The 19,188-nt window shown below is 67.9% G+C and carries 24 protein-coding genes; 3 read left to right on the forward strand and 21 right to left on the reverse strand.

Annotated features, from left to right (window positions below):
- Positions 1-72: 72 nt before the first annotated feature.
- Positions 73-1,065, forward strand: coding sequence for a type I pantothenate kinase (gene coaA, locus AC068D_RS16595; RefSeq protein ID WP_478823746.1), 993 nt, complete (start codon positions 73-75; stop codon positions 1,063-1,065).
- 12 nt (positions 1,066-1,077) lie between these two features.
- Positions 1,078-2,028 (forward strand): DUF389 domain-containing protein, encoded by a 951-nt coding sequence (locus AC068D_RS16600; protein WP_478823747.1) that lies wholly within the window; start codon positions 1,078-1,080, stop codon positions 2,026-2,028.
- Here AC068D_RS16600 and AC068D_RS16605 read toward each other — a convergent pair.
- From AC068D_RS16605 to AC068D_RS16625, 5 genes are all read right to left on the reverse strand, one after another.
- A complete protein-coding gene (locus AC068D_RS16605; protein WP_478823748.1) occupies positions 2,017-3,426 on the reverse strand; it encodes an alpha/beta hydrolase family protein in 1,410 nt (469 codons plus the stop codon). The two genes, AC068D_RS16600 and AC068D_RS16605, sit on opposite strands and share 12 nt — an antisense overlap.
- Before the next feature lie 95 nt (positions 3,427-3,521).
- The gene (gene glmM / locus AC068D_RS16610) at positions 3,522-4,880 is read right to left on the reverse strand and encodes a phosphoglucosamine mutase (RefSeq protein ID WP_478823749.1); all 1,359 of its coding nucleotides are present in this window, start codon (positions 4,878-4,880) and stop codon (positions 3,522-3,524) included.
- A 174-nt stretch (positions 4,881-5,054) separates the two neighbouring features.
- Entirely contained in the window at positions 5,055-5,573 is a 519-nt protein-coding gene (gene rpsI / locus AC068D_RS16615) for a 30S ribosomal protein S9 (RefSeq protein ID WP_478823750.1), read from the reverse strand.
- A gap of 41 nt (positions 5,574-5,614) precedes the next feature.
- Positions 5,615-6,058, reverse strand: coding sequence for a 50S ribosomal protein L13 (rplM, locus tag AC068D_RS16620; RefSeq protein WP_478823751.1), 444 nt, complete (start codon positions 6,056-6,058; stop codon positions 5,615-5,617).
- Between the two features lie 292 nt (positions 6,059-6,350).
- Positions 6,351-7,970 (reverse strand): ABC-F family ATP-binding cassette domain-containing protein, encoded by a 1,620-nt coding sequence (locus tag AC068D_RS16625; protein WP_478823752.1) that lies wholly within the window; start codon positions 7,968-7,970, stop codon positions 6,351-6,353.
- 56 nt (positions 7,971-8,026) lie between these two features.
- On the opposite strand from AC068D_RS16625, the gene AC068D_RS16630 reads away from it, so the two are divergent.
- Complete coding sequence (locus AC068D_RS16630; RefSeq protein WP_478823753.1) at positions 8,027-8,938, forward strand: hypothetical protein; 912 nt, start codon at positions 8,027-8,029, stop codon at positions 8,936-8,938.
- On the opposite strand, the gene truA is transcribed toward AC068D_RS16630, so the two are convergent.
- From truA to rpsH, 16 genes are all read right to left on the reverse strand, one after another.
- Positions 8,906-9,802 carry a tRNA pseudouridine(38-40) synthase TruA gene (truA, locus tag AC068D_RS16635; RefSeq protein ID WP_478823754.1) on the reverse strand — a complete coding sequence of 299 codons (897 nt, stop codon included), beginning with the start codon at positions 9,800-9,802 and terminating at the stop codon, positions 8,906-8,908. The genes AC068D_RS16630 and truA overlap by 33 nt on opposite strands.
- 87 nt (positions 9,803-9,889) lie before the next feature.
- Entirely contained in the window at positions 9,890-10,384 is a 495-nt protein-coding gene (rplQ, locus tag AC068D_RS16640) for a 50S ribosomal protein L17 (RefSeq protein WP_478823755.1), read from the reverse strand.
- A 107-nt stretch (positions 10,385-10,491) separates the two neighbouring features.
- Entirely contained in the window at positions 10,492-11,514 is a 1,023-nt protein-coding gene (locus AC068D_RS16645) for a DNA-directed RNA polymerase subunit alpha (RefSeq protein ID WP_003956430.1), read from the reverse strand.
- Positions 11,515-11,697: 183 nt separating this feature from the next.
- On the reverse strand, positions 11,698-12,102 hold the full coding sequence (gene rpsK, locus AC068D_RS16650; RefSeq protein WP_003956432.1) for a 30S ribosomal protein S11: 405 nt from the start codon (positions 12,100-12,102) through the stop codon (positions 11,698-11,700).
- A gap of 64 nt (positions 12,103-12,166) precedes the next feature.
- Positions 12,167-12,547 (reverse strand): 30S ribosomal protein S13, encoded by a 381-nt coding sequence (gene rpsM / locus AC068D_RS16655; protein ID WP_093656368.1) that lies wholly within the window; start codon positions 12,545-12,547, stop codon positions 12,167-12,169.
- Between the two features lie 199 nt (positions 12,548-12,746).
- Positions 12,747-12,860, reverse strand: a complete 114-nt coding sequence (gene rpmJ / locus AC068D_RS16660) for a 50S ribosomal protein L36 (RefSeq protein ID WP_003956441.1) — start codon at positions 12,858-12,860, stop codon at positions 12,747-12,749.
- 58 nt (positions 12,861-12,918) lie between these two features.
- Positions 12,919-13,140 carry a translation initiation factor IF-1 gene (gene infA / locus AC068D_RS16665; RefSeq protein ID WP_003956442.1) on the reverse strand — a complete coding sequence of 74 codons (222 nt, stop codon included), beginning with the start codon at positions 13,138-13,140 and terminating at the stop codon, positions 12,919-12,921.
- A gap of 140 nt (positions 13,141-13,280) precedes the next feature.
- Complete coding sequence (gene map / locus AC068D_RS16670) at positions 13,281-14,117, reverse strand: type I methionyl aminopeptidase (protein ID WP_478823756.1); 837 nt, start codon at positions 14,115-14,117, stop codon at positions 13,281-13,283.
- Between the two features lie 115 nt (positions 14,118-14,232).
- Positions 14,233-14,898: an adenylate kinase gene (locus AC068D_RS16675; protein WP_478823757.1), complete on the reverse strand. Its 666-nt coding sequence runs from the start codon at positions 14,896-14,898 to the stop codon at positions 14,233-14,235.
- Complete coding sequence (gene secY / locus AC068D_RS16680) at positions 14,898-16,217, reverse strand: preprotein translocase subunit SecY (RefSeq protein WP_478823758.1); 1,320 nt, start codon at positions 16,215-16,217, stop codon at positions 14,898-14,900. The genes AC068D_RS16675 and secY overlap by 1 nt, the downstream gene beginning before the upstream one ends.
- A gap of 269 nt (positions 16,218-16,486) precedes the next feature.
- Entirely contained in the window at positions 16,487-16,942 is a 456-nt protein-coding gene (gene rplO, locus AC068D_RS16685) for a 50S ribosomal protein L15 (RefSeq protein WP_478823759.1), read from the reverse strand.
- A gap of 2 nt (positions 16,943-16,944) precedes the next feature.
- Positions 16,945-17,127, reverse strand: a complete 183-nt coding sequence (gene rpmD / locus AC068D_RS16690) for a 50S ribosomal protein L30 (protein WP_071273185.1) — start codon at positions 17,125-17,127, stop codon at positions 16,945-16,947.
- Positions 17,127-17,732 (reverse strand): 30S ribosomal protein S5, encoded by a 606-nt coding sequence (rpsE, locus tag AC068D_RS16695; RefSeq protein WP_006376045.1) that lies wholly within the window; start codon positions 17,730-17,732, stop codon positions 17,127-17,129. The genes rpmD and rpsE overlap by 1 nt, the downstream gene beginning before the upstream one ends.
- A 43-nt stretch (positions 17,733-17,775) precedes the next feature.
- Positions 17,776-18,159: a 50S ribosomal protein L18 gene (rplR, locus tag AC068D_RS16700; RefSeq protein ID WP_336547169.1), complete on the reverse strand. Its 384-nt coding sequence runs from the start codon at positions 18,157-18,159 to the stop codon at positions 17,776-17,778.
- A gap of 3 nt (positions 18,160-18,162) precedes the next feature.
- Positions 18,163-18,702: a 50S ribosomal protein L6 gene (rplF, locus tag AC068D_RS16705; RefSeq protein WP_351226545.1), complete on the reverse strand. Its 540-nt coding sequence runs from the start codon at positions 18,700-18,702 to the stop codon at positions 18,163-18,165.
- Positions 18,703-18,724: 22 nt separating this feature from the next.
- Positions 18,725-19,123 (reverse strand): 30S ribosomal protein S8, encoded by a 399-nt coding sequence (gene rpsH, locus AC068D_RS16710; RefSeq protein WP_017949652.1) that lies wholly within the window; start codon positions 19,121-19,123, stop codon positions 18,725-18,727.
- Positions 19,124-19,188: the final 65 nt, after the last annotated feature.

Raw genomic sequence — 19,188 nt, forward strand, 5'->3', positions numbered from 1 at the left:
ATGTACGCGTATACGGCCCGGCGTGAGCGACGCCACGCCGCGCTCCGCCCGTACGGGACCGACAATGAGCATGTGATCACTTCGCCGCCACGAAGCCGCAAGCCCGACCGGACGGAGTCGTCCCCCTACGTGGACCTCACCCGGGAGGAGTGGAGCGCTCTGCGCGAGAGGACGCCGCTGCCTCTCACCGCCGCCGAGGTCGAGCAACTGCGGGGGCTCGGTGACGTCATCGACCTCGACGAGGTCAGGGACATCTACCTGCCGCTCTCCCGGCTGCTCAATCTGTACGTCGGCGCCACCGCCAATCTCCGCGGCGCCCTCAACACCTTCCTCGGCGAGGCGGGCAACGGCCACGGCACCCAGCGCGGCACGCCCTTCGTCATAGGTGTGGCGGGCTCGGTCGCCGTCGGCAAGTCGACGGTCGCCCGCCTCCTGCAGGCGCTGCTCGCCCGCTGGCCCGAGCACCCGCGCGTCGAGCTCGTCACGACCGACGGGTTCCTGTACCCGATGAAGGAGCTCCAGGACCGCGGACTGATGTCGCGGAAGGGCTTCCCCGAGTCGTACGACCGCCGGGCCCTGACCCGCTTCGTCGCCGACATCAAGGCCGGCAAGGACGAGGTCACCGCCCCGGTCTACTCCCACCTCATCTACGACATCGTGCCGGGCGAGCGGCTCACGGTCCGCCGCCCCGACATCCTGATCGTCGAGGGCCTCAACGTCCTCCAGCCGGCGCTGCCCGGCAAGGACGGGCGCACCCGGGTCGGTCTCGCCGACTACTTCGACTTCTCCGTCTACGTCGACGCCCGGCCGGAGGACATCGAGCGCTGGTACCTCAACCGCTTCCGCAAGCTGCGCGAGACGGCGTTCCAGAACCCGTTCTCGTACTTCCGCAAGTACACCCAGGTCTCCGAGGAGGAGGCGCTGGACTACGCACGCACCATGTGGCGCACCATCAACGGCGTCAATCTGATGGAGAACGTGGCACCCACCCGCGGACGTGCGACGCTGGTCGTCCGCAAGGGCCCCGACCACAAGGTTCAGCGTCTGTCCCTGCGCAAACTCTGAGGAGTGCCGCCGTTGCTGCACCTGCGTCTGATCGTCCCGTCCGACCACACCGAGCAGGTGGTCGACACCATCGAGAAAACGGTCGGTACGACCCATGTCGCCGTCGTGCCGGGCGCCGCCCGCAACCCGTCGGGTGACCTGGTGCTGTGCGACGTGGCACGTGAGGCGGGTGATGCGCTGATCGGCCGACTGCGGGAACTCGGTCTGGAAAGGCACGGCTCGATCGCCGTCGAGAGCATCGACCTGTCGCTGTCCAAGCGCGCCGACAAGGCGGAGCACGAGGCACCGGGCGAGGGCGCGGACGCGGTGCTGTGGGAGCAGCTGACCGACGCGACGCACGAGGAGTCGACGCTCTCCGTCACCTACGTCGCGTTCCTGACTCTGGCGACGATGATCGCCGCGTGCGGTGTGGTGCTCGACAACGCGATCCTCATCGTGGGCGCGATGGCCGTCGGCCCGGAGTTCGGCCCGCTCGCCGGTTTCAGCACCGCCGTGGTGCAACGACTGCCGAGACTCGCCTGGCGCTCGCTGGTGGCGCTGGTCGTCGGATTCGCGGCGGCGATACTGGTCACGGTCCTCTTCAGCTACTTCATGGACGGCATCGGACTCTTCCAGCACCACTCACTGTTGAAGGGCGACCGGCCCAACACCGCCTTCATCTACGATCCCGACGCCTTCTCCTTCGTGGTCGCCGTCCTCGCCGGTGTGGCGGGCACCCTCTCGCTCACCTCGGCCAAGTCGGGAGCTCTGGTCGGTGTGGCCATCTCGGTGACGACGGTCCCGGCAGCGGCCAACGCGGCGGTGGCCTTCAGCTACGGCGAGTACGGCCAGGCATGGGGCTCCAGCGAGCAGCTGCTGCTCAACCTCTTCGGCATCATCCTCGCCGGGACCCTCACGCTGCTGACCCAGAAGTGGCTCTGGGAGACCCAGAAGCGGCGTATGTCGCGGACGTCAGCTCCCTGACAGCGTCTCCTGGAGCCAGTCGAAGACCACCTCGCAATGCAGCTGCGGGGCCATCGGGGAGCAGTGCAGTTGGGCGCCCTCGGCCGTGGAGAGCTTCAGGTAGTCCTTGGGGCCGGTCAGCTTGTCGAACATCCGGCGCGGCTGGCCGGGATAGAACTGCTCGTAGTCGTAGTCGAGCACCAGCGTGGGCATCTTGATGCGGCCCACGACATCGGTGATGGTCAGCGCCTGGATGCCCTGGGCGGGGGTCCACAGGTCGGTGAACATCTTGCCCTCGCGGGCGGCCAGCATCGCCGGGATGGAGAAGGGCTCGATGCGCTTCTTCATCGTCGCGGCTTCGGCGGGGGCCAGCTCGGGAACGACCTCCTTGTTCCAGATCTCGTTGGTCTCCTCCTTGTCCGGGGTGACGAGCTCCCGGATCTCCGGAGGAAACCCCAGCCACGGCTCCACACAGCCGGGCATCGCCACGAGAGCCGCGATCCGCTGCTCGAAGGCTGCGGCCCGGGGTGCCAGGTCGCCCGCCATGCTCAGTCCGGTCAACGCGATCTTGTCGGTGTCGACGTCCGAGCGGGCGACCAGCCAGTCGACGAGCGGGGTGACGACCTTCTCCCAGGTCGGGGTGAAGACCACCTGGTCCACGAAGAGCAGCTGCCCCTGGCCGGGCCCGTCGTACACAAGGGCGTTCCAGCCTCGGTCCAGGGCGGCCGAGACGCCGTACGTCCACATGTCGACGTTCTGCCCGTCGCTGCCGTTGGTGAGGATCACGGTCGGGCGCCGCACGTCGTCCGACTCGTCCGGCCGGAAGAACCACACGGGCAGCGGGGTCTTGCCGTACGGCACGTTCGCCTTCACCGGCGCGGGGTCGGACAGCTCGCAGAACTTGTCCCAGGCGCCGCGCCCGGCCTTGTACAGCTGCTCCTCGCTGCCCGGGTCCTTCGAACCGAGGACGAAGAACAGCGCCTGGCCGTAGTACTGGGCGGCGCGCAGCGCGCGGAAGCGCGTGGTCTGGTCGTCGGGCTTGCTGCCCGGCGGCGCCGCCAGCAGCTGGTCGCCCAGCTTCTTGAAGGTCTGGACGTACGTCTGTGCGGAGAGGCCGGCCTTGTTGATCGCGTTCACGGCGGTGAGCACCTCGCCCACCTCGGCGCCGCCGAAGCCGGATCCGCCGAGCGCGAGGAGCCCGTTGAAGTTGTACGCCGGGTCGTCGAAGAGCGTCATCACGCCGGGCGTGGGGCCGCCCGCGGGGGCCGATGCCTTGGAGCTGGGCGTCGGTGCGTGCGCGGACGAGGCACCCAGGGGCGTGCACCCGGTGGCCACCAGAGCCCCGGCTCCGCCGACGAGCCCCGCAAGGGCCGAGCGACGGGTGGGTCCGGATGCGCGGTCTGCGGATACGTACGTCATACCGGCCGAACGTACGAGCCGTACCGCCGTGCTCCGCTCTGCGACACCCGCCGTTCGCCCGAACGGCGGGTGTCAGGTCGTCCGGTGCGGCAGGGTCAGCCCAGCGCCGACTTCACCGCGTCGGCCAGCCGCCCCGCAACCGAGCGCGCCTGCTCGATGTCCGCGGCCTCGACCATCACCCGGACGAGGGGCTCGGTGCCCGACGGGCGCAGCAGGACCCGGCCGGTGGTGCCGAGCTCCCGATCGGCCTCGGCGACCGCCGCCGACAGTTCCGCGGACGAGGCCACGCGCGACTTGTCGACGTCCGGGACGTTGATCAGGACCTGCGGCAGGCGGTCCATCACACCGACCAGCTCCGCGAGCGAGCGGCCGGTCGCCGCGACCCGTGCGGCCAGCATCAGACCTGTCAGCGTCCCGTCACCCGTCGTCGCGTGGTCGAGGACGATCACATGGCCGGACTGCTCGCCACCGAGCGCGTAGCCCTCGGCCTTCATCGCCTCCAGGACGTAACGGTCGCCGACCGCCGTCTGGACCAGCTGCACGCCCTCGCGCTCCATCGCCAGCTTGAAGCCGAGGTTCGACATGACGGTCGCCACGACGGTGTTGCCACGCAGCGTGCCTGCCTCGCGCATGGCGAGGGCCAGCACGGCCAGGATCTGGTCGCCGTCGATCTCGTTGCCCTGGGCGTCCACGGCGAGGCAGCGGTCCGCATCGCCGTCGTGTGCGATACCGAAGTCGGCTCCGTGCTCGACGACCGCGGCCTTCAGCGGGCCCAGATGGGTGGACCCGCAGTTGTCGTTGATGTTGAGCCCGTCCGGCTCCGCGCCGATCGTCACGACCTCGGCACCGGCTCGGGCGAACGCCTCCGGTGACACACGGGCCGCGGCGCCGTGCGCCTCGTCGAGGACGATCCGGAGCCCGTCGAGACGGTTGGGGAGGACCGCGATGAGGTGGGCGACGTACTTGTCGAAGCCCTCGTCGTAGTCGCGCACCCGGCCCACTCCGGCGCCCGTCGGCCGGTCCCAGGGGGCACCGGTGCGGTGCTGCTCGTACACGGCCTCAATACGGTCCTCCAGCTCGTCGGCCAGCTTGTGGCCGCCGCGCGCGAAGAACTTGATGCCGTTGTCCGGCATGGCGTTGTGGCTCGCGGAGAGCATCACACCGAGGTCGGCGCCCAGCGCACCGGTGAGGTACGCCACCGCGGGGGTGGGCAGCACACCGACGCGCAGGACGTCCACGCCCGCGCTCGCGAGACCCGCCACGACGGCGGCCTCCAGGAACTCCCCGGACGCACGGGGATCACGCCCGACCACCGCCGTCGGCCGATGGCCCTCGAACGTGCCCGCCTCGGCGAGCACGTGCGCCGCCGCGACCGACAGGCCGAGCGCGAGCTCCACCGTCAGATCCGCGTTGGCGACACCGCGCACACCGTCCGTGCCGAAGAGTCGTCCCACTGGTGTCCTCCGAAAATGCTCCGAGAGTGCGAGCCTCTGCGCTGTCTTGTCGTTATACGCCCGAGGCATCGAGTTGTGTCACCCCGGGGGGTCTCCCCGGGTCCGAGAAACGGAACGCCCCGGCGGCACTGAGTGCCGCCGGGGCGTTCGTATGCCGTACAGGCCAGCAGGCGATTAGCGCTTGCTGTACTGCGGGGCCTTGCGGGCCTTCTTCAGACCGGCCTTCTTGCGCTCGACCGCACGGTCGTCGCGGGACAGGAAGCCGGCCTTCTTCAGGGCGCCGCGGTTGTTGTCCACGTCCGCCTCGTTCAGCGCGCGGGCCACGCCGAGGCGCAGGGCGCCGGCCTGACCGGAAACGCCGCCACCCGAGATACGGGCAATGACGTCGTAGCGGTTGTCGAGCTCGAGCACCTTGAAGGGCTCGTTGACTTCCTGCTGGTGCACCTTGTTGGGGAAGTAGTCCTCAAGGGTGCGACCGTTGATCTTCCACTTGCCGGTGCCCGGAACGATCCGGACGCGGGCGATGGCGTTCTTGCGACGGCCCAGGCCGGCAGCCGGCTGCGGGTCGCCGAAGCGGGACGCCATGGACTCGGAGGTGTACTCGCCCTCGACGGGGGTCTCCGACTCGAAGGTGGTGACCTCGGCGTAGGTCTCTTCGCTCTCGACGGGGGTCTCAGCGGTGGTCTCGGCCACGATGCTCCTCAGATTCTTTTCGTCTTAGGGGGTGGCCGGACTTACTGCGCGACCTGGGTGATCTCGAACGGGACCGGCTGCTGAGCAGCGTGCGGGTGGTTCTCACCCGCGTAGACCTTCAGCTTCGAGAGCATCTGACGGCCCAGGGAGTTCTTCGGGAGCATGCCCTTGACGGCCTTCTCGACGGCCTTCTCGGGGTTCTTCTCGAGGAGCTCGTCGTAGCGGACGGAACGCAGACCACCCGGGTAGCCGGAGTGGCGGTACGCCATCTTCTGGGTCCGCTTGTTGCCGGACAGGTGCACCTTGTCGGCGTTGATGATGACGACGAAGTCGCCAGCGTCGACGTGGGGCGCGTAGATCGGCTTGTGCTTGCCCCGCAGGAGGGTGGCAGCAGTGGTGGCCAGACGGCCCAGGACGACGTCCTGGGCGTCAATGACGTGCCACTGGCGCGTCACATCGCCGGGCTTGGGGCTGTACGTACGCACGGTCGTAGCCTTCGCTTCTTCAGTGATGGGGATCCACCGCGCCCGCAAGGGCACGGAGGACGGGGTCCTGACAAGGCCACCCGGACGATCACGACAGCCGTGGTCGCACATCGGGCGACGCAACCCAAGTGCATACCGCTGGTCATCGGCCCGGTGGACCGGCGTAAGGGCCCCTCACGTGAGATAGAGCAAGCCAATACGCATAACGAACCAGCAGAATACCCGCGCTCCCCCGCACGGGTCAAAACGCCCGGGTACGCCTGTCCGATCCCCACCCCCTGTCCACCGGGGTCTACCGGGCCCGCTCCACCCGCCGCTCGTCCCAGACGGGCTCCGTCGTCTCGCGCACCCTGCCGTCCGTGCCGAAGACGAGATAGCGGTCGAAGGCCTTCGCGAACCAGCGGTCGTGCGTGACCGCCAGGACCGTGCCCTCGTACGACTCCAGCCCCTCCTGGAGGGCTTCCGCCGACTCCAGGTCCAGGTTGTCCGTCGGCTCGTCCAGCAGCAGCGCGGTCGTGCCGCGCAGCTCCAGCAGCAGGATCTGGAAGCGCGCCTGCTGGCCGCCCGAGAGGCGGTCGAAGGTCTGGTCGCCCTGACGCTCCAGCTCGTACCTCCGCAGGGCACTCATCGCGGCCCCCCGGTCCTTGGCGTGCTCCGACCACAGGATGTCCACGAGGGTGCGCCCCAGCAGCTCCGGATGGGCGTGCGTCTGGGCGAAATGGCCGGGAACCACCCGGGCACCCAGCTTCCACCCGCCCTCGTGCGCCACGTCCTCCCCGGCGAGCAGCCGCAGGAAGTGGGACTTGCCCGAGCCGTTCGATCCCAGCACCGCCACCCGCTCGCCGTAGAAGATCTCCAGGTCGAAGGGCTTCATCAGCCCGGACAGCTCCAGACCCTCGCAGGTGACCGCCCGGACGCCCGTGCGTCCTCCCCGTAGCCGCATCCGGATGTCCTGCTCGCGCGGCGGCTCCGGCGGCGGACCCGCTTCCTCGAACTTCCTGAGCCGCGTCTGCGCCGCCGCGTACCGCGAGGCCATCTCGTGGCTCACCGCCGCCGCCTGCCGCAGATTGATCACCAGTTTCTTCAGCTGCGCGTGCTTCTCCTCCCAGCGCCGCTTCAGCTCCTCGAACCGCGCGAACCGTTCCCGCCGCGCCTCGTGGAAGGTGCTGAAGCCGCCGCCGTGCACCCAGACGTCGCTCCCGGCAGGGCCGGGCTCCACGGCCACGATCTTCTGCGCGGCCCGTGCGAGCAGCTCCCGGTCGTGCGACACGAACAGGACCGTCTTGCGGGTCTCCCGCAGCCGCTCCTCCAGCCATCGCTTCCCCGGCACGTCCAGATAGTTGTCCGGCTCGTCCAGGAGCAGCACCTCGTCGGGGCCGCGCAGCAGCGCCTCCAGGACCAGCCGCTTCTGCTCGCCGCCCGACAGCGTCCGTACGAGACGCCACTGCGCCTTGTCGTAGGGCATTCCGAGGGCGGCCGTGGTGCACATGTCCCACACCGTCTCGGCCTCGTACCCCTGCACCTCCGCCCAGTCGCTCAGCGCCTGCGCGTACCCCATCTGCGCGGACTCGTCGTCGACCGTCATGACCAGGTGCTCGGCCGCGTCGACCGCCCGCGCCGCCTCCCGGATACGTGGCTGGGCCACCGAGATCAGCAGGTCCCGTACCGTCCGCTCGTCCCGGACCGAACCCACGAACTGCTGCATCACCCCGAGGCCGCCGCTCACCGACACGGTGCCACCGTGCGGCTTGAGCTCCCCGGAGAGCAGCCGGAGCAGGGTGGTCTTCCCCGCACCGTTGGCGCCGACGAGGGCGACCACGGCCCCCTCACCCACCCGGAAGGAGACGTCGGCCAGCAGCGGCCGCCCGTCCGGCAGGTAGTACTCCAGATGCCCGGCCTCGAGATGTCCCATGGCCGGCATTCTCACTGCCGGACACGTTCATGCCCAACAGGTTTAGGATGCGCGGCATGAGCTTTGGGGGACCGCAGTGGCCGCAGGAGCCACGCCGCCAGTCCGAATCGTTCGAGCCCTTCGAACCGTTCGAGCCGTTCCAGCGCCAGGAGCGGCAGGCGCAGACGCCGGACTGGGCCGCGCTGGCCGACGCCTCGGCCACGCGTGCCCGGCGCAGGAAATGGCTGATGATCGGCGGCGGTGCGCTGGCCACAGCAGCGATAGCCGCGATCGTGGCCACGGCCGTCGTGTCCACGAACAAGGACGGCGCCGAGGCGACGGGCAGCGCCAGCGAACTGCCGACGGCACCCGACCTGCCGAACGAGTCGGGCGGCCCGCAGCCGTCGTTCTCCTCGGTCGCGCCGGCTCCCCCGCCCAACCCCAAGGAGTTCATCTCCAGCGCGGGGAAGGACAAGGCGCCGCTCAGTGCCGACACTCTCTTCCCGGGCAAGAAGCTGACGATGGGCGGCCGGGTGTACGCCAAGGGCCCGACCGCGCGCACCGCCAACTGCGCCTCTGCCACGCAGGGTTCGCTCGGCGCCGCGCTCAAGAGCAATGGCTGCGACCAGGTCATCCGCGCCACGTACACCAGGAACGGCGTGGCCGTCACCATAGGTGTCGCGGTCTTCCCCACGGAGGCCAAGGCCCAGGCCGCGCTGAAGCGTTCGGCCAGGAACGTCGCCCCGCTCTCCGGCTCGGGCGTCAAGGGCTTCTGCAAGGGCGGTCCGGTCTGCCGCTTCGTGGGCAACTCGTACGGCCGGTACGCCTACTTCACGGCGACCGGCTATCTGAACGGAAAGTCCGTCACCAAGGGCGACACCAAGGCCTTCCAGCCCGGCGACGACCTGGCGGAGTTCACGTTCCGCCAGATCGTGGCACGCGGCGAGAGGCAGGCGTCAGCAGCAGCCGCCGCTCCTGCCGGACAGTGAGCCGGCCGCGACCCCGGACGCCGGGCCCGGCAGCGACCTCTTGTTGCGGGCCTCCAGATTCCTGGCGGCCAGCAGCTCGTCGGCGGGGTAGCCGACTTCCTCCAGCGTGAGCCCGTGCGGCCTGACGACATGGACGGCCGAGTCGCGTACGCCCGCCGCCAGCACCTTGCCCGGCCAGTCCGCCGGCCGGTGCCCGTCCCCGACGAACAGCATGGCCCCGACCAGCGAACGCACCATGTTGTGGCAGAAGGCGTCGGCCTTCACGGTCGCCGTCAGGATCCCGTCCGCGCCCCGCTCCCAACGCAGCTCCTGCAGGGTCCGGATGGTGGTGGCGCCCTCGCGCTTCTTGCAGTAGGCGGCGAAGTCGTGCTCGCCGAGGAGCCGTTCCGCGGCGGCGTTCATGGCGTCCACGTCCAACGGCCAGTCGTGCCACAGCACATGGCCCCGCAGCAGCGGGTCGACGCCGGCGGGATGGTCGGTGACCCGGTAGGCGTAGCGCCGCCAGATCGCGGAGAAGCGCGCGTTGAAGCCGGCCGGGGCCTCCTCGGCCTTCCACACCCGTACGTCGTGGGACAGGCGTCCGGCGAGCCGCCGCAGCAGCTTCTCCCGGTGCTCGTCCCAGAGGTCCTGCGGCAGATCGACGTGGGCGACCTGGCCACGCGCATGCACACCCGCGTCGGTGCGGCCGGCCACGGTCAGCTCATACCTCTCCTGCGACCGGGTGACCGTACGGATCGCGTCCTCGATCTCGCCCTGCACGGTCCGCTGCCCACGGGTCTGCCTGGCCCAGCCGGAGAAGTCCCTGCCGTCGTAGGACAGGTCCAGCCGCACCCGTACGAAGCCGGGCCTCACGTCATCGCTCACGTCTCATGTCCCTTTCAGCGGGACGGGCCCGTCCCCCACAAAGGGGAACGGGCCCGTCCGTCAGCCGTAAAGCCGTCTCGGAACGCCTCAGGCGTCCTTCGACTCCTCGGCCGGAGCCTCGGTGGCGTCCTCGGCCTTGGTCTCCTCGACCTTGGCCTCGTCCGCCTCCTTGACCGCACGCTTGGTGGCGGCCTCGGCCTCGGCGACGGTGGCCTTCTTCGCGATCTCGCCCTCGACGAGCTCGATCACGGCCATCGGGGCGTTGTCACCACGACGGTTGCCGATCTTCGTGATCCGGGTGTAGCCACCCGGACGCTCGGCGTAGCGCGGAGCGATCTCGGTGAAGAGCGTGTGGACGACGCCCTTGTCCGTGATCGTCTGCAGGACCAGGCGACGGTTGTGGATGTCGCCCTTCTTCGCCTTCGTGATCAGACGCTCCGCGACCGGACGCAGGCGGCGGGCCTTGGCCTCGGTCGTGGTGATGCGGCCGTGCTCGAACAGCGACTTCGCGAGGTTCGCGAGAAGCAGCTTCTCGTGCGCGGCGCTGCCGCCCAGACGGGCACCCTTGGCGGGCTTCGGCATGGTGTTTCTCCTCATGATCTGCACCGGCCGTATCAGGTACCGGTGTCAGTTCCCCCAGGCGGTCGCGAGGGGGCAGGCGCGGGGGGCCCGAGCCCCCCGCGATTCTCTTAGTACTGCTCGGTCTCGACGAAACCGGCGTCCGCGTCGTCGTCGGCGCCGAAGGCGTCGGCGGCGGCGGTCGGGTCGAATCCGGGCGGGCTGTCCTTGAGGGCCAGGCCCATGCCGGCCAGCTTCGCCTTGACCTCGTCGATCGACTTCGCACCGAAGTTGCGGATGTCGAGCAGGTCGGCCTCGGAGCGGGCGACGAGCTCACCCACGGAGTGGATGCCCTCACGCTTGAGGCAGTTGTACGAACGGACCGTGAGCTCGAGCTCCTCGATCGGCAGCGCCAGATCGGCGGCCAGGGCGGCGTCCGTCGGGGACGGGCCCATGTCGATGCCCTCGGCGTCGATGTTGAGCTCGCGGGCCAGACCGAACAGCTCGACCAGGGTCTTGCCGGCCGATGCCATGGCGTCGCGCGGACGCATGGCCTGCTTGGTCTCGACGTCGACGATCAGCTTGTCGAAGTCGGTGCGCTGCTCGACACGGGTCGCCTCGACCTTGTACGTGACCTTGAGCACCGGGGAGTAGATGGAGTCGACCGGGATACGGCCGATCTCCTGGCCCACCTGCTTGTTCTGCACGGCGGAGACATAGCCGCGACCGCGCTCGACGGTCAGCTCCATCTCCAGCTTGCCCTTGCCGTTCAGCGTGGCGAGGACCAGGTCGGGGTTGTGCACCTCGACACCGGCCGGCGGGGCGATGTCGGCGGCGGTGACCAGACCCGGACCCTGCTTGCGCAGGTACATCACGACCGGCTCGTCGTGCTCCGAGGAGACGACCAGCTGCTTGATGTTCAGGATGAGGTCGGTGACGTCCTCCTTGACGCCCGGCACGGTGGTGAACTCGTGCAGGACACCGTCGATACGGATGGACGTGACCGCCGCACCCGGGATCGAGGAAAGGAGCGTACGGCGGAGCGAGTTGCCGAGGGTGTAGCCGAAGCCCGGCTCCAGCGGCTCGATGACGAACCGGGAGCGGTACTCGTCGACAACCTCTTCGGTCAGCGAGGGACGCTGAGCGATCAGCATGTCTGTGATCCTTCAGTCGGGGGCGCCCGCTATTTGACGCCCGACTCACCGGGCGGTTGCCCGGCGTTCAAAACTACTGCGTACTACAAGAGTACGGGCGGCACGTCCCCGAAGGAGCCGTACCGCCCGGACACTCAGGTCATGCGCTGGGGTCCCACCACGCCCACCAGGGCGTAAGGGGGGTCAGACGCGACGACGCTTGGGGGGACGGCAGCCGTTGTGCGGCGTCGGGGTGACGTCCTGGATCGAGCCGACCTCGAGGCCGGTGGCCTGGAGGGAGCGGATCGCGGTCTCACGGCCGGAGCCGGGACCCTTGACGAAGACGTCGACCTTGCGCATGCCGTGCTCCTGCGCGCGGCGGGCGGCCGACTCGGCGGCCATCTGCGCGGCGAAGGGGGTGGACTTGCGCGAGCCCTTGAAGCCGACGTGGCCGGCGGAGGCCCAGGAGATCACGTTGCCGCTCGGGTCCGTGATGGACACGATCGTGTTGTTGAACGTGCTCTTGATGTGCGCGTGGCCGTGCGCGACGTTCTTCTTTTCCTTGCGGCGCACCTTCTTGGCAGCGCCCTGGCGTCCCTTGGGGGGCATGTATTTCTCCCGTGGAGGTGGTCGGTCCTACAGCGAAGACCGCGATTAAGCGTCCTGCTGAGGACTACTTCTTGCCCGGCTTCTTCTTACCGGCGATGGCGCGACGCGGTCCCTTGCGGGTACGAGCGTTCGTGCTGGTGCGCTGGCCGTGGACCGGCAGACCGCGGCGGTGGCGCAGACCCTGGTAGCAGCCGATCTCGACCTTGCGGCGGATGTCGGCCTGGATCTCGCGGCGGAGGTCACCCTCGGTCTTGAGGTTGGCGTCCACGTACTCGCGGATCTTGACCAGGTCCTCTTCGGCCAGGTCACGAACGCGGGTGTTCGGGTTCACACCGGTCGCGGCGAGGGTTTCCTTCGCCAGGGTGCGGCCGATGCCGAAGACGTAGGTGAGTGCGACCTCCACGCGCTTGTCGCGCGGGATGTCAACACCGGAAACGCGTGCCATTCAATGGCTCCTGTGGTGTTCGGGGGTCTTCCGCAGAACCACTCCCGTCCGCCGACCTCCCGAAGGAGAGGTGGTACGTCCGGGTCCCCGGCCCCCGCCGGAGGTGCCGCCGACCCTGAAACGGGCTGGGCGGGTTCTGCGTATCTTCATGTATTGCTTACGTCGCGCGAAGTAACTGCGAAATGCAGGAGGTCGTGCGTCAGCCCTGGCGCTGCTTGTGGCGCAGGTTGTCGCAGATGACCATGACCCGGCCGTGACGGCGGATCACCTTGCACTTGTCGCAGATCTTCTTGACGCTCGGCTTGACCTTCATGGGATGTGAGGTTCTCCGGGTCAGTGCCAGCACCCCACGGGAGGGGTGAGGGCAAGATCTACTTGTACCGGTAGACGATCCGGCCACGCGTCAGGTCGTACGGAGACAGCTCCACGACGACCCGGTCGTCCGGGAGGATACGGATGTAGTGCATCCGCATCTTGCCGGAGATGTGCGCGAGGACCTTGTGACCGTTCTGGAGCTCCACCTTGAACATGGCGTTCGGGAGGGACTCGATCACGGTGCCCTCGATTTCGATGGCACCTTGCTTCTTGGCCACGCTTCGCCCTTCGAATCGGCTACCTTGATCGACTCTCGTCGCCGCATGCGGACATACGGGTACACGAGAGCCGACGCATCAGTCTACGTCAGGCCCCTGGAAAAGACGAATCCCGGGAGTCTGCCCCACGTAGGAGATCATTAAGCGAGGGGGTCCGGAGCCGCCGTGACACCCAGCTCCGCCAGCTTCGCCCTGCCGCCGTCGACCGCCGTCAGGACCAGCGGCCCCTCCTCGGTCAGCGCCACCGAGTGCTCCCAGTGCGACGACCAGGTGCCGTCGGTCGTGATCACGGTCCAGTCGTCCGAGAGGACCTCGGTGTGCGGGGTGCCGAGGGAGACCATGGGCTCGATGGCCAGGCAGAAGCCCGGGACCAGTTTCGGGCCCTTGCCGCGCTTGCGCGAGACGTAGTTCAGCAGGTGGGGGTCCATGTGCATCTCGGTGCCGATGCCATGGCCGCCGTACTCCTCGACGATTCCGTACTTGCCGCCGCCCGGCTTCGGCTGCCGGCGGATGTAGGTCTCGATGGCACGGGAGATGTCGACCAGCCGGTTGCCGGTCTTCATCGCCGCGATGCCGGCCCACATCGACTCCTCGGTCACCCGGGACAACTCGATCAGCTCGGGGGCGTGGCCGGTGCCGACGAACACGGTGAACGCGGCATCGCCGTGCCAGCCGTCGACGATCGCGCCGGCGTCGATGGAGATGATGTCGCCGTTCTTGAGGACGGTCTTCTCGTCCGGGATGCCGTGGACCACGACCTCGTTCACCGAGGTGCAGATGGTGGCGGGGAAGCCGCCGTACCCCAGGAAGTTCGACTTGGCGCCGTGGTCGGCGATCACCTTGCGTGCGACCTCGTCCAGATCCTTGGTGGTGGCGCCGGGGACCGCCTCCTCACGGGTCGCCGCGTGGATCGCGGCGACGACCAGTCCCGCCTCGCGCATCTTCGCGATCTGCTCGGGAGTCTTGATCTGCACCATGAGGGCCGGCGCCTTTCCGGATCGGGGGAGTAATCGTGGGTAATCAACGATACGGCCGCGGCGTCCTTGGGACACCGCGGCCGTATGGCGTACAGCTCAGAGGTACAGCGCGGGCTCAGGCCTGCGCTGCCCGGTCCTTCTGCAGAGCCTCCATGGCCCGCTCGGTCACTTCGCCGACCTTGCCGAGCGCGGAGATGGTGACCACCAGGCCCTGGGCCTTGTAGTAGTCGATGATCGGCTCGGTCTGCGTGTGGTAGACCTCGAGCCGCTTGCGGACGGTCTCCTCGGAGTCGTCGTCGCGCTGGTACAGCTCGCCGCCGCAGGTGTCACAGACGCCTTCGGACTTCGGCGGGGCGTACGTCGCGTGGAAGACGTGCGCGCTGTCGTTGCGGCAGATGCGGCGGCCCGCGATCCGCTTGACGACCTCGTCCTCCTCGACCTCCAGATCGAGCACTGCGTCCAGCTTCACACCATCGGTCTCCAGCGCGGCGTCGAGCGCCTCGGCCTGGGAGACGTTGCGCGGGAAGCCGTCCAGCAGAAAGCCGTTCTGGGCGTCCGGCTGAGCCATCCGGTCCCGGGCCATCCCGATGGTGACCTCGTCCGGCACCAGGTTGCCGGCGTCCATGTACGCCTTGGCCTGCTTGCCGAGGTCCGTGCCCTGGCTGATGTTGGCGCGGAAGAGGTCGCCCGTGGAGATGTGCGGGATCGACAGGTTCTTGGCAAGGAACGCGGCCTGCGTGCCCTTGCCCGCACCGGGCGGTCCGACGAGGACGATTCGCATCAGCGGAGGAACCCTTCGTAGTTGCGCTGCTGGAGCTGGCTCTCGATCTGCTTCACGGTCTCGAGACCGACACCCACGATGATGAGGATGCTGGTGCCACCGAACGGGAAGTTCTGGTTGGCACCACCGAAGCCCGCCAACGCCATCGTCGGCACAAGAGCGATCAGACCCAGATACAGCGAGCCCGGCCAGGTGATCCGGTTGAGCACGTAGCTCAGATACTCGGCGGTAGGTCGACCAGCCCGGATACCCGGGATGAAGCCACCATACTTCTTCATGTTGTCCGCGACTTCCTCGGGGTTGAACGAGATGGCCACGTAGAAGAAGGCGAAGAAGACGATCAGAAGGAAGTAGGTGGCGATGTAATACGGGTGGTCACCCTTGACGAAGTGCGCTTCGATCCACGATTTCCATCCGGCGTTCGAGCTGGAGAACTGGGCGATCAGCGCCGGGATGTAGAGCAGCGACGACGCGAAGATGACGGGAATCACACCCGCCTGGTTCACCTTGAGCGGGATGTATGTGGACGTACCGCCGTAGGACCTGCGGCCGATCATGCGCTTCGCGTACTGCACGGGGATCCTGCGCTGGGCCTGCTCGACGAAGACGACGAGGGCGACCATCACGAAGCCGATCAGGATGACCGTGCCGAACTCGATCCAGCCCTTGGCGAGCTTGCCGCTCTCCTTGATGGCCCACAGCGCGCCCGGGAAACCGGCGGCGATGGAGATGAACATCAGGATGGACATGCCGTTGCCGATGCCGCGGTCGGTGATCAGCTCGCCGAGCCACATGACCACGGCCGTGCCGGCGGTCATGGTGATCACCATGGTGACGGTCACGAAGATCGACTGGTCGGGGACGATCTCACTGCCCACGGTGCAGGTGCTGAAGAGGGCGCCGCTGCGGGCGGTGGCCACCAGGCCGGTGCCCTGAAGCACGGCCAGGGCGACCGTGAGGTAACGGGTGTACTGCGTGATCTTGGCCGTGCCGGACTGGCCCTCCTTCTTGAGGGCTTCCAGGCGCGGGATGACCACGGTCAGCAGCTGCAGGATGATGCTCGCCGTGATGTACGGCATGATGCCGAGCGCGAAGATCGTGATCTGCAGCAGCGCACCGCCGCTGAACATGTTGACGAGACCGAAGAGGCTGTTGTTGCCCTTCGATGCCTGGTCGACACAGATCTGCACGTTCTCGTAGCTGACGCCGGGAACCGGGATGTGTGCGCCGATCCGGTACAGCACGATGATGCCGAGCGTGAAGAGCAGCTTCTTGCGCAGGTCGGGCGTCTTGAACGCCCGGGCGAACGCGGTGAGCACGGTGCCTCCTGCGACCCCCGCGCAAAGCGTCAGAGGTGACGGTCTTGAGGTTCGACGAATACGAATAAGTCAAGAGCCGCTCGGAGCCCGGTAGGGCGGCCCTTCGCGGCCTGGAGTCCCCCGAAGGGGATGGGCCGGGAGTCGCCCCCCGGTAAATACAGCAACAACGCTCGCCACCTTACCGGCGAGTGTGCCCCGCTTGGAACGACCAACCGGGGATGCCCCGTTTATGAGGCATCCCCGGTGGGTGTTCAGGCCATCGACTCGTCTCAGACGAGCTCGGTGACGGTACCGCCGGCGGCGGTGATCTTCTCCTTGGCGGAGCCGGAAACGGCGTCAACCGAAACCTGCAGCGCAACGGAGATCTCGCCCTGGCCCAGGACCTTGACGAGGCTGTTCTTGCGCACCGCGCCCTTGGCGACCAGATCGGCCACCGTGACCTCGCCACCCTGCGGGTAGAGCGCGGTCAGCTTGTCCAGGTTCACGACCTGGTACTCGGTGCGGAACGGGTTCTTGAAGCCCTTCAGCTTCGGAAGACGCATGTGGAGGGGCATCTGCCCACCCTCGAAGCGCTCCGGAACCTGGTAGCGGGCCTTCGTGCCCTTGGTACCACGACCGGCCGTCTTACCCTTCGACGCCTCACCACGACCCACACGGGTCTTGGCGGTCTTGGCGCCCGGGGCGGGACGGAGGTTGTGGATCTTGAGCGGGTTGTTCTCCGCCATGATCAGTCGACCTCCTCGACCGTCACGAGGTGGCGGACGGTGTGCACCATTCCGCGGAACTCGGGGCGGTCCTCCTTGACGACCACGTCGTTGACCCTCTTCAGGCCAAGCGAACGCAGCGTGTCACGGTGGTTCTGCTTGCTGCCGATGTACGACTTCGTCTGCGTGATCTTGAGGCGGGCCATTACGCACCCGCTCCCGCACGCGCACGAAGCAGAGCCGCGGGGGCGACGTCCTCGAGCGGCAGACCACGGCGAGCCGCGATCTCCTCGGGACGCTGCAGACCCTTGAGGGCCGCCACGGTCGCGTGAACGATGTTGATCGCGTTGGACGAGCCGAGCGACTTCGACAGGATGTCGTGAACGCCGGCGCACTCCAGGACGGCACGCACCGGGCCACCCGCGATAACACCGGTACCGGGGGAAGCAGGCTTGAGCAGGACGACGCCCGCGGCCTTCTCGCCCGTGATCGGGTGCGGGATGGTGCCCTGGATACGGGGGACCTTGAAGAAGTGCTTCTTGGCCTCCTCAACACCCTTGGCGATGGCGGCCGGCACCTCCTTGGCCTTGCCGTAACCGACACCCACGGTGCCGTCACCGTCGCCCACCACGACCAGCGCGGTGAAGCTGAAGCGACGACCACCCTTCACAACCTTGGCGACACGGTTGATCGCGACAACGCGCTCAACATAAGCGGTCTTCTCGGCGGCAGCTGCGCCGCCGTCACGGCCCTTCCGGTCCCGCCGCTCGCCGCCACCGGCACCGCTTCCGCGGCGCTGGGGTCCAGCCATTGGAATTACCTCTCTTCGTTTTCCGCTGAGCTACGGAACCGGCTCAGAACTTCAGGCCGGCTTCGCGGGCGGCGTCCGCCAGGGCGGCGATGCGCCCGGCGTACTGGTTGCCGCCACGGTCGAACACGACAGCCTCGACGCCGGCAGCCTTGGCACGCTCGGCCACGAGCTGGCCGACCTGCTTCGCCTTCGCCGACTTGTCGCCTTCGCCGCCGCGGATGGACGAGTCCAGGGTGGACGCCGACGCGAGGGTGTGACCCGCGAGGTCGTCGATGACCTGAGCCGTGATGCCGCGGTTGGACCGGGTGACGACCAGACGCGGACGCGCCGGGGTACCCGAGATCTTCTTGCGGATGCGGATGTGGCGACGCTTCAGGGAAGCGCCCTTGTAGGCCTTGCCCTTGGCAATCTTCACGCCGTATGCCATGGCTTACTTACCAGCCTTTCCGACCTTGCGGCGGATGACCTCGCCCGCGTACTTCACGCCCTTGGCCTTGTACGGGTCGGGCTTGCGCAGCTTGCGGATGTTCGCGGCGACCTCGCCGACCTTCTGCTTGTCGATGCCCTCGACCGAGAACTTGGTCGGCGACTCGACCTTGAAGGAGATCCCCTCGGGGGCCTCCACCAGGATCGGGTGGCTGTAGCCGAGCTGGAACTCCAGGTTGGAGCCCTTCGCGGCAACGCGGTAACCGACACCGCTGATCTCGAGCGCCTTGACGTACCCCTGGGTCACACCGGTGATCATGTTGGCCACCAGCGTGCGGGACAGGCCGTGCAGGGCCTTGTTCTGACGCTCGTCGTTGGGGCGGGTGACGTTGAGTACGCCGTCCTCACCCTTCACGATCTCGATCGGCGCGGCAACGGTGTGGGTCAGGGAGCCCTTGGGACCCTTCACCTGGACCGTACGGCCATCGATGGTGACATCCACGCCGGCGGGAACCGAGATGGGGAGCTTGCCGATACGCGACATTGTTCTTCTCCTCCGTTCCCGACTACCAGACGTAGGCGAGGACTTCCCCGCCCACACCCTTCTTGCTGGCCTGCTTGTCGGTGAGGAGACCGTGCGACGTGGAGATGATCGCCACGCCCAGGCCGCCGAGCACCTTCGGCAGGTTGGTGGACTTCGCGTAAACCCGGAGACCGGGCTTGGAGATCCGCTTGATGCCCGCAATGGAGCGCTCACGGTTCGGGCCGAACTTCAGCTCGAGGACGAGGTTCTTGCCGACCTCGGCGTCCTCGACCTTCCAGCCCGTGATGAAGCCCTCCTGCTGGAGGATCTCCGCGATGTGAGACTTGATCTTGCTGTGCGGCATCGTCACGGAGTCGTGGTACGCCGAGTTCGCGTTACGCAGACGAGTCAGCATGTCCGCGATCGGATCAGTCATGGTCATGAATTGGCCTTCGGCCTCTCTCGCCGGGGTTTCCTGTATGCGCCATCCCTCTCCCCACACATGGG

It is taken from the genome of Streptomyces sp. NPDC043861 (assembly GCF_056435905.1).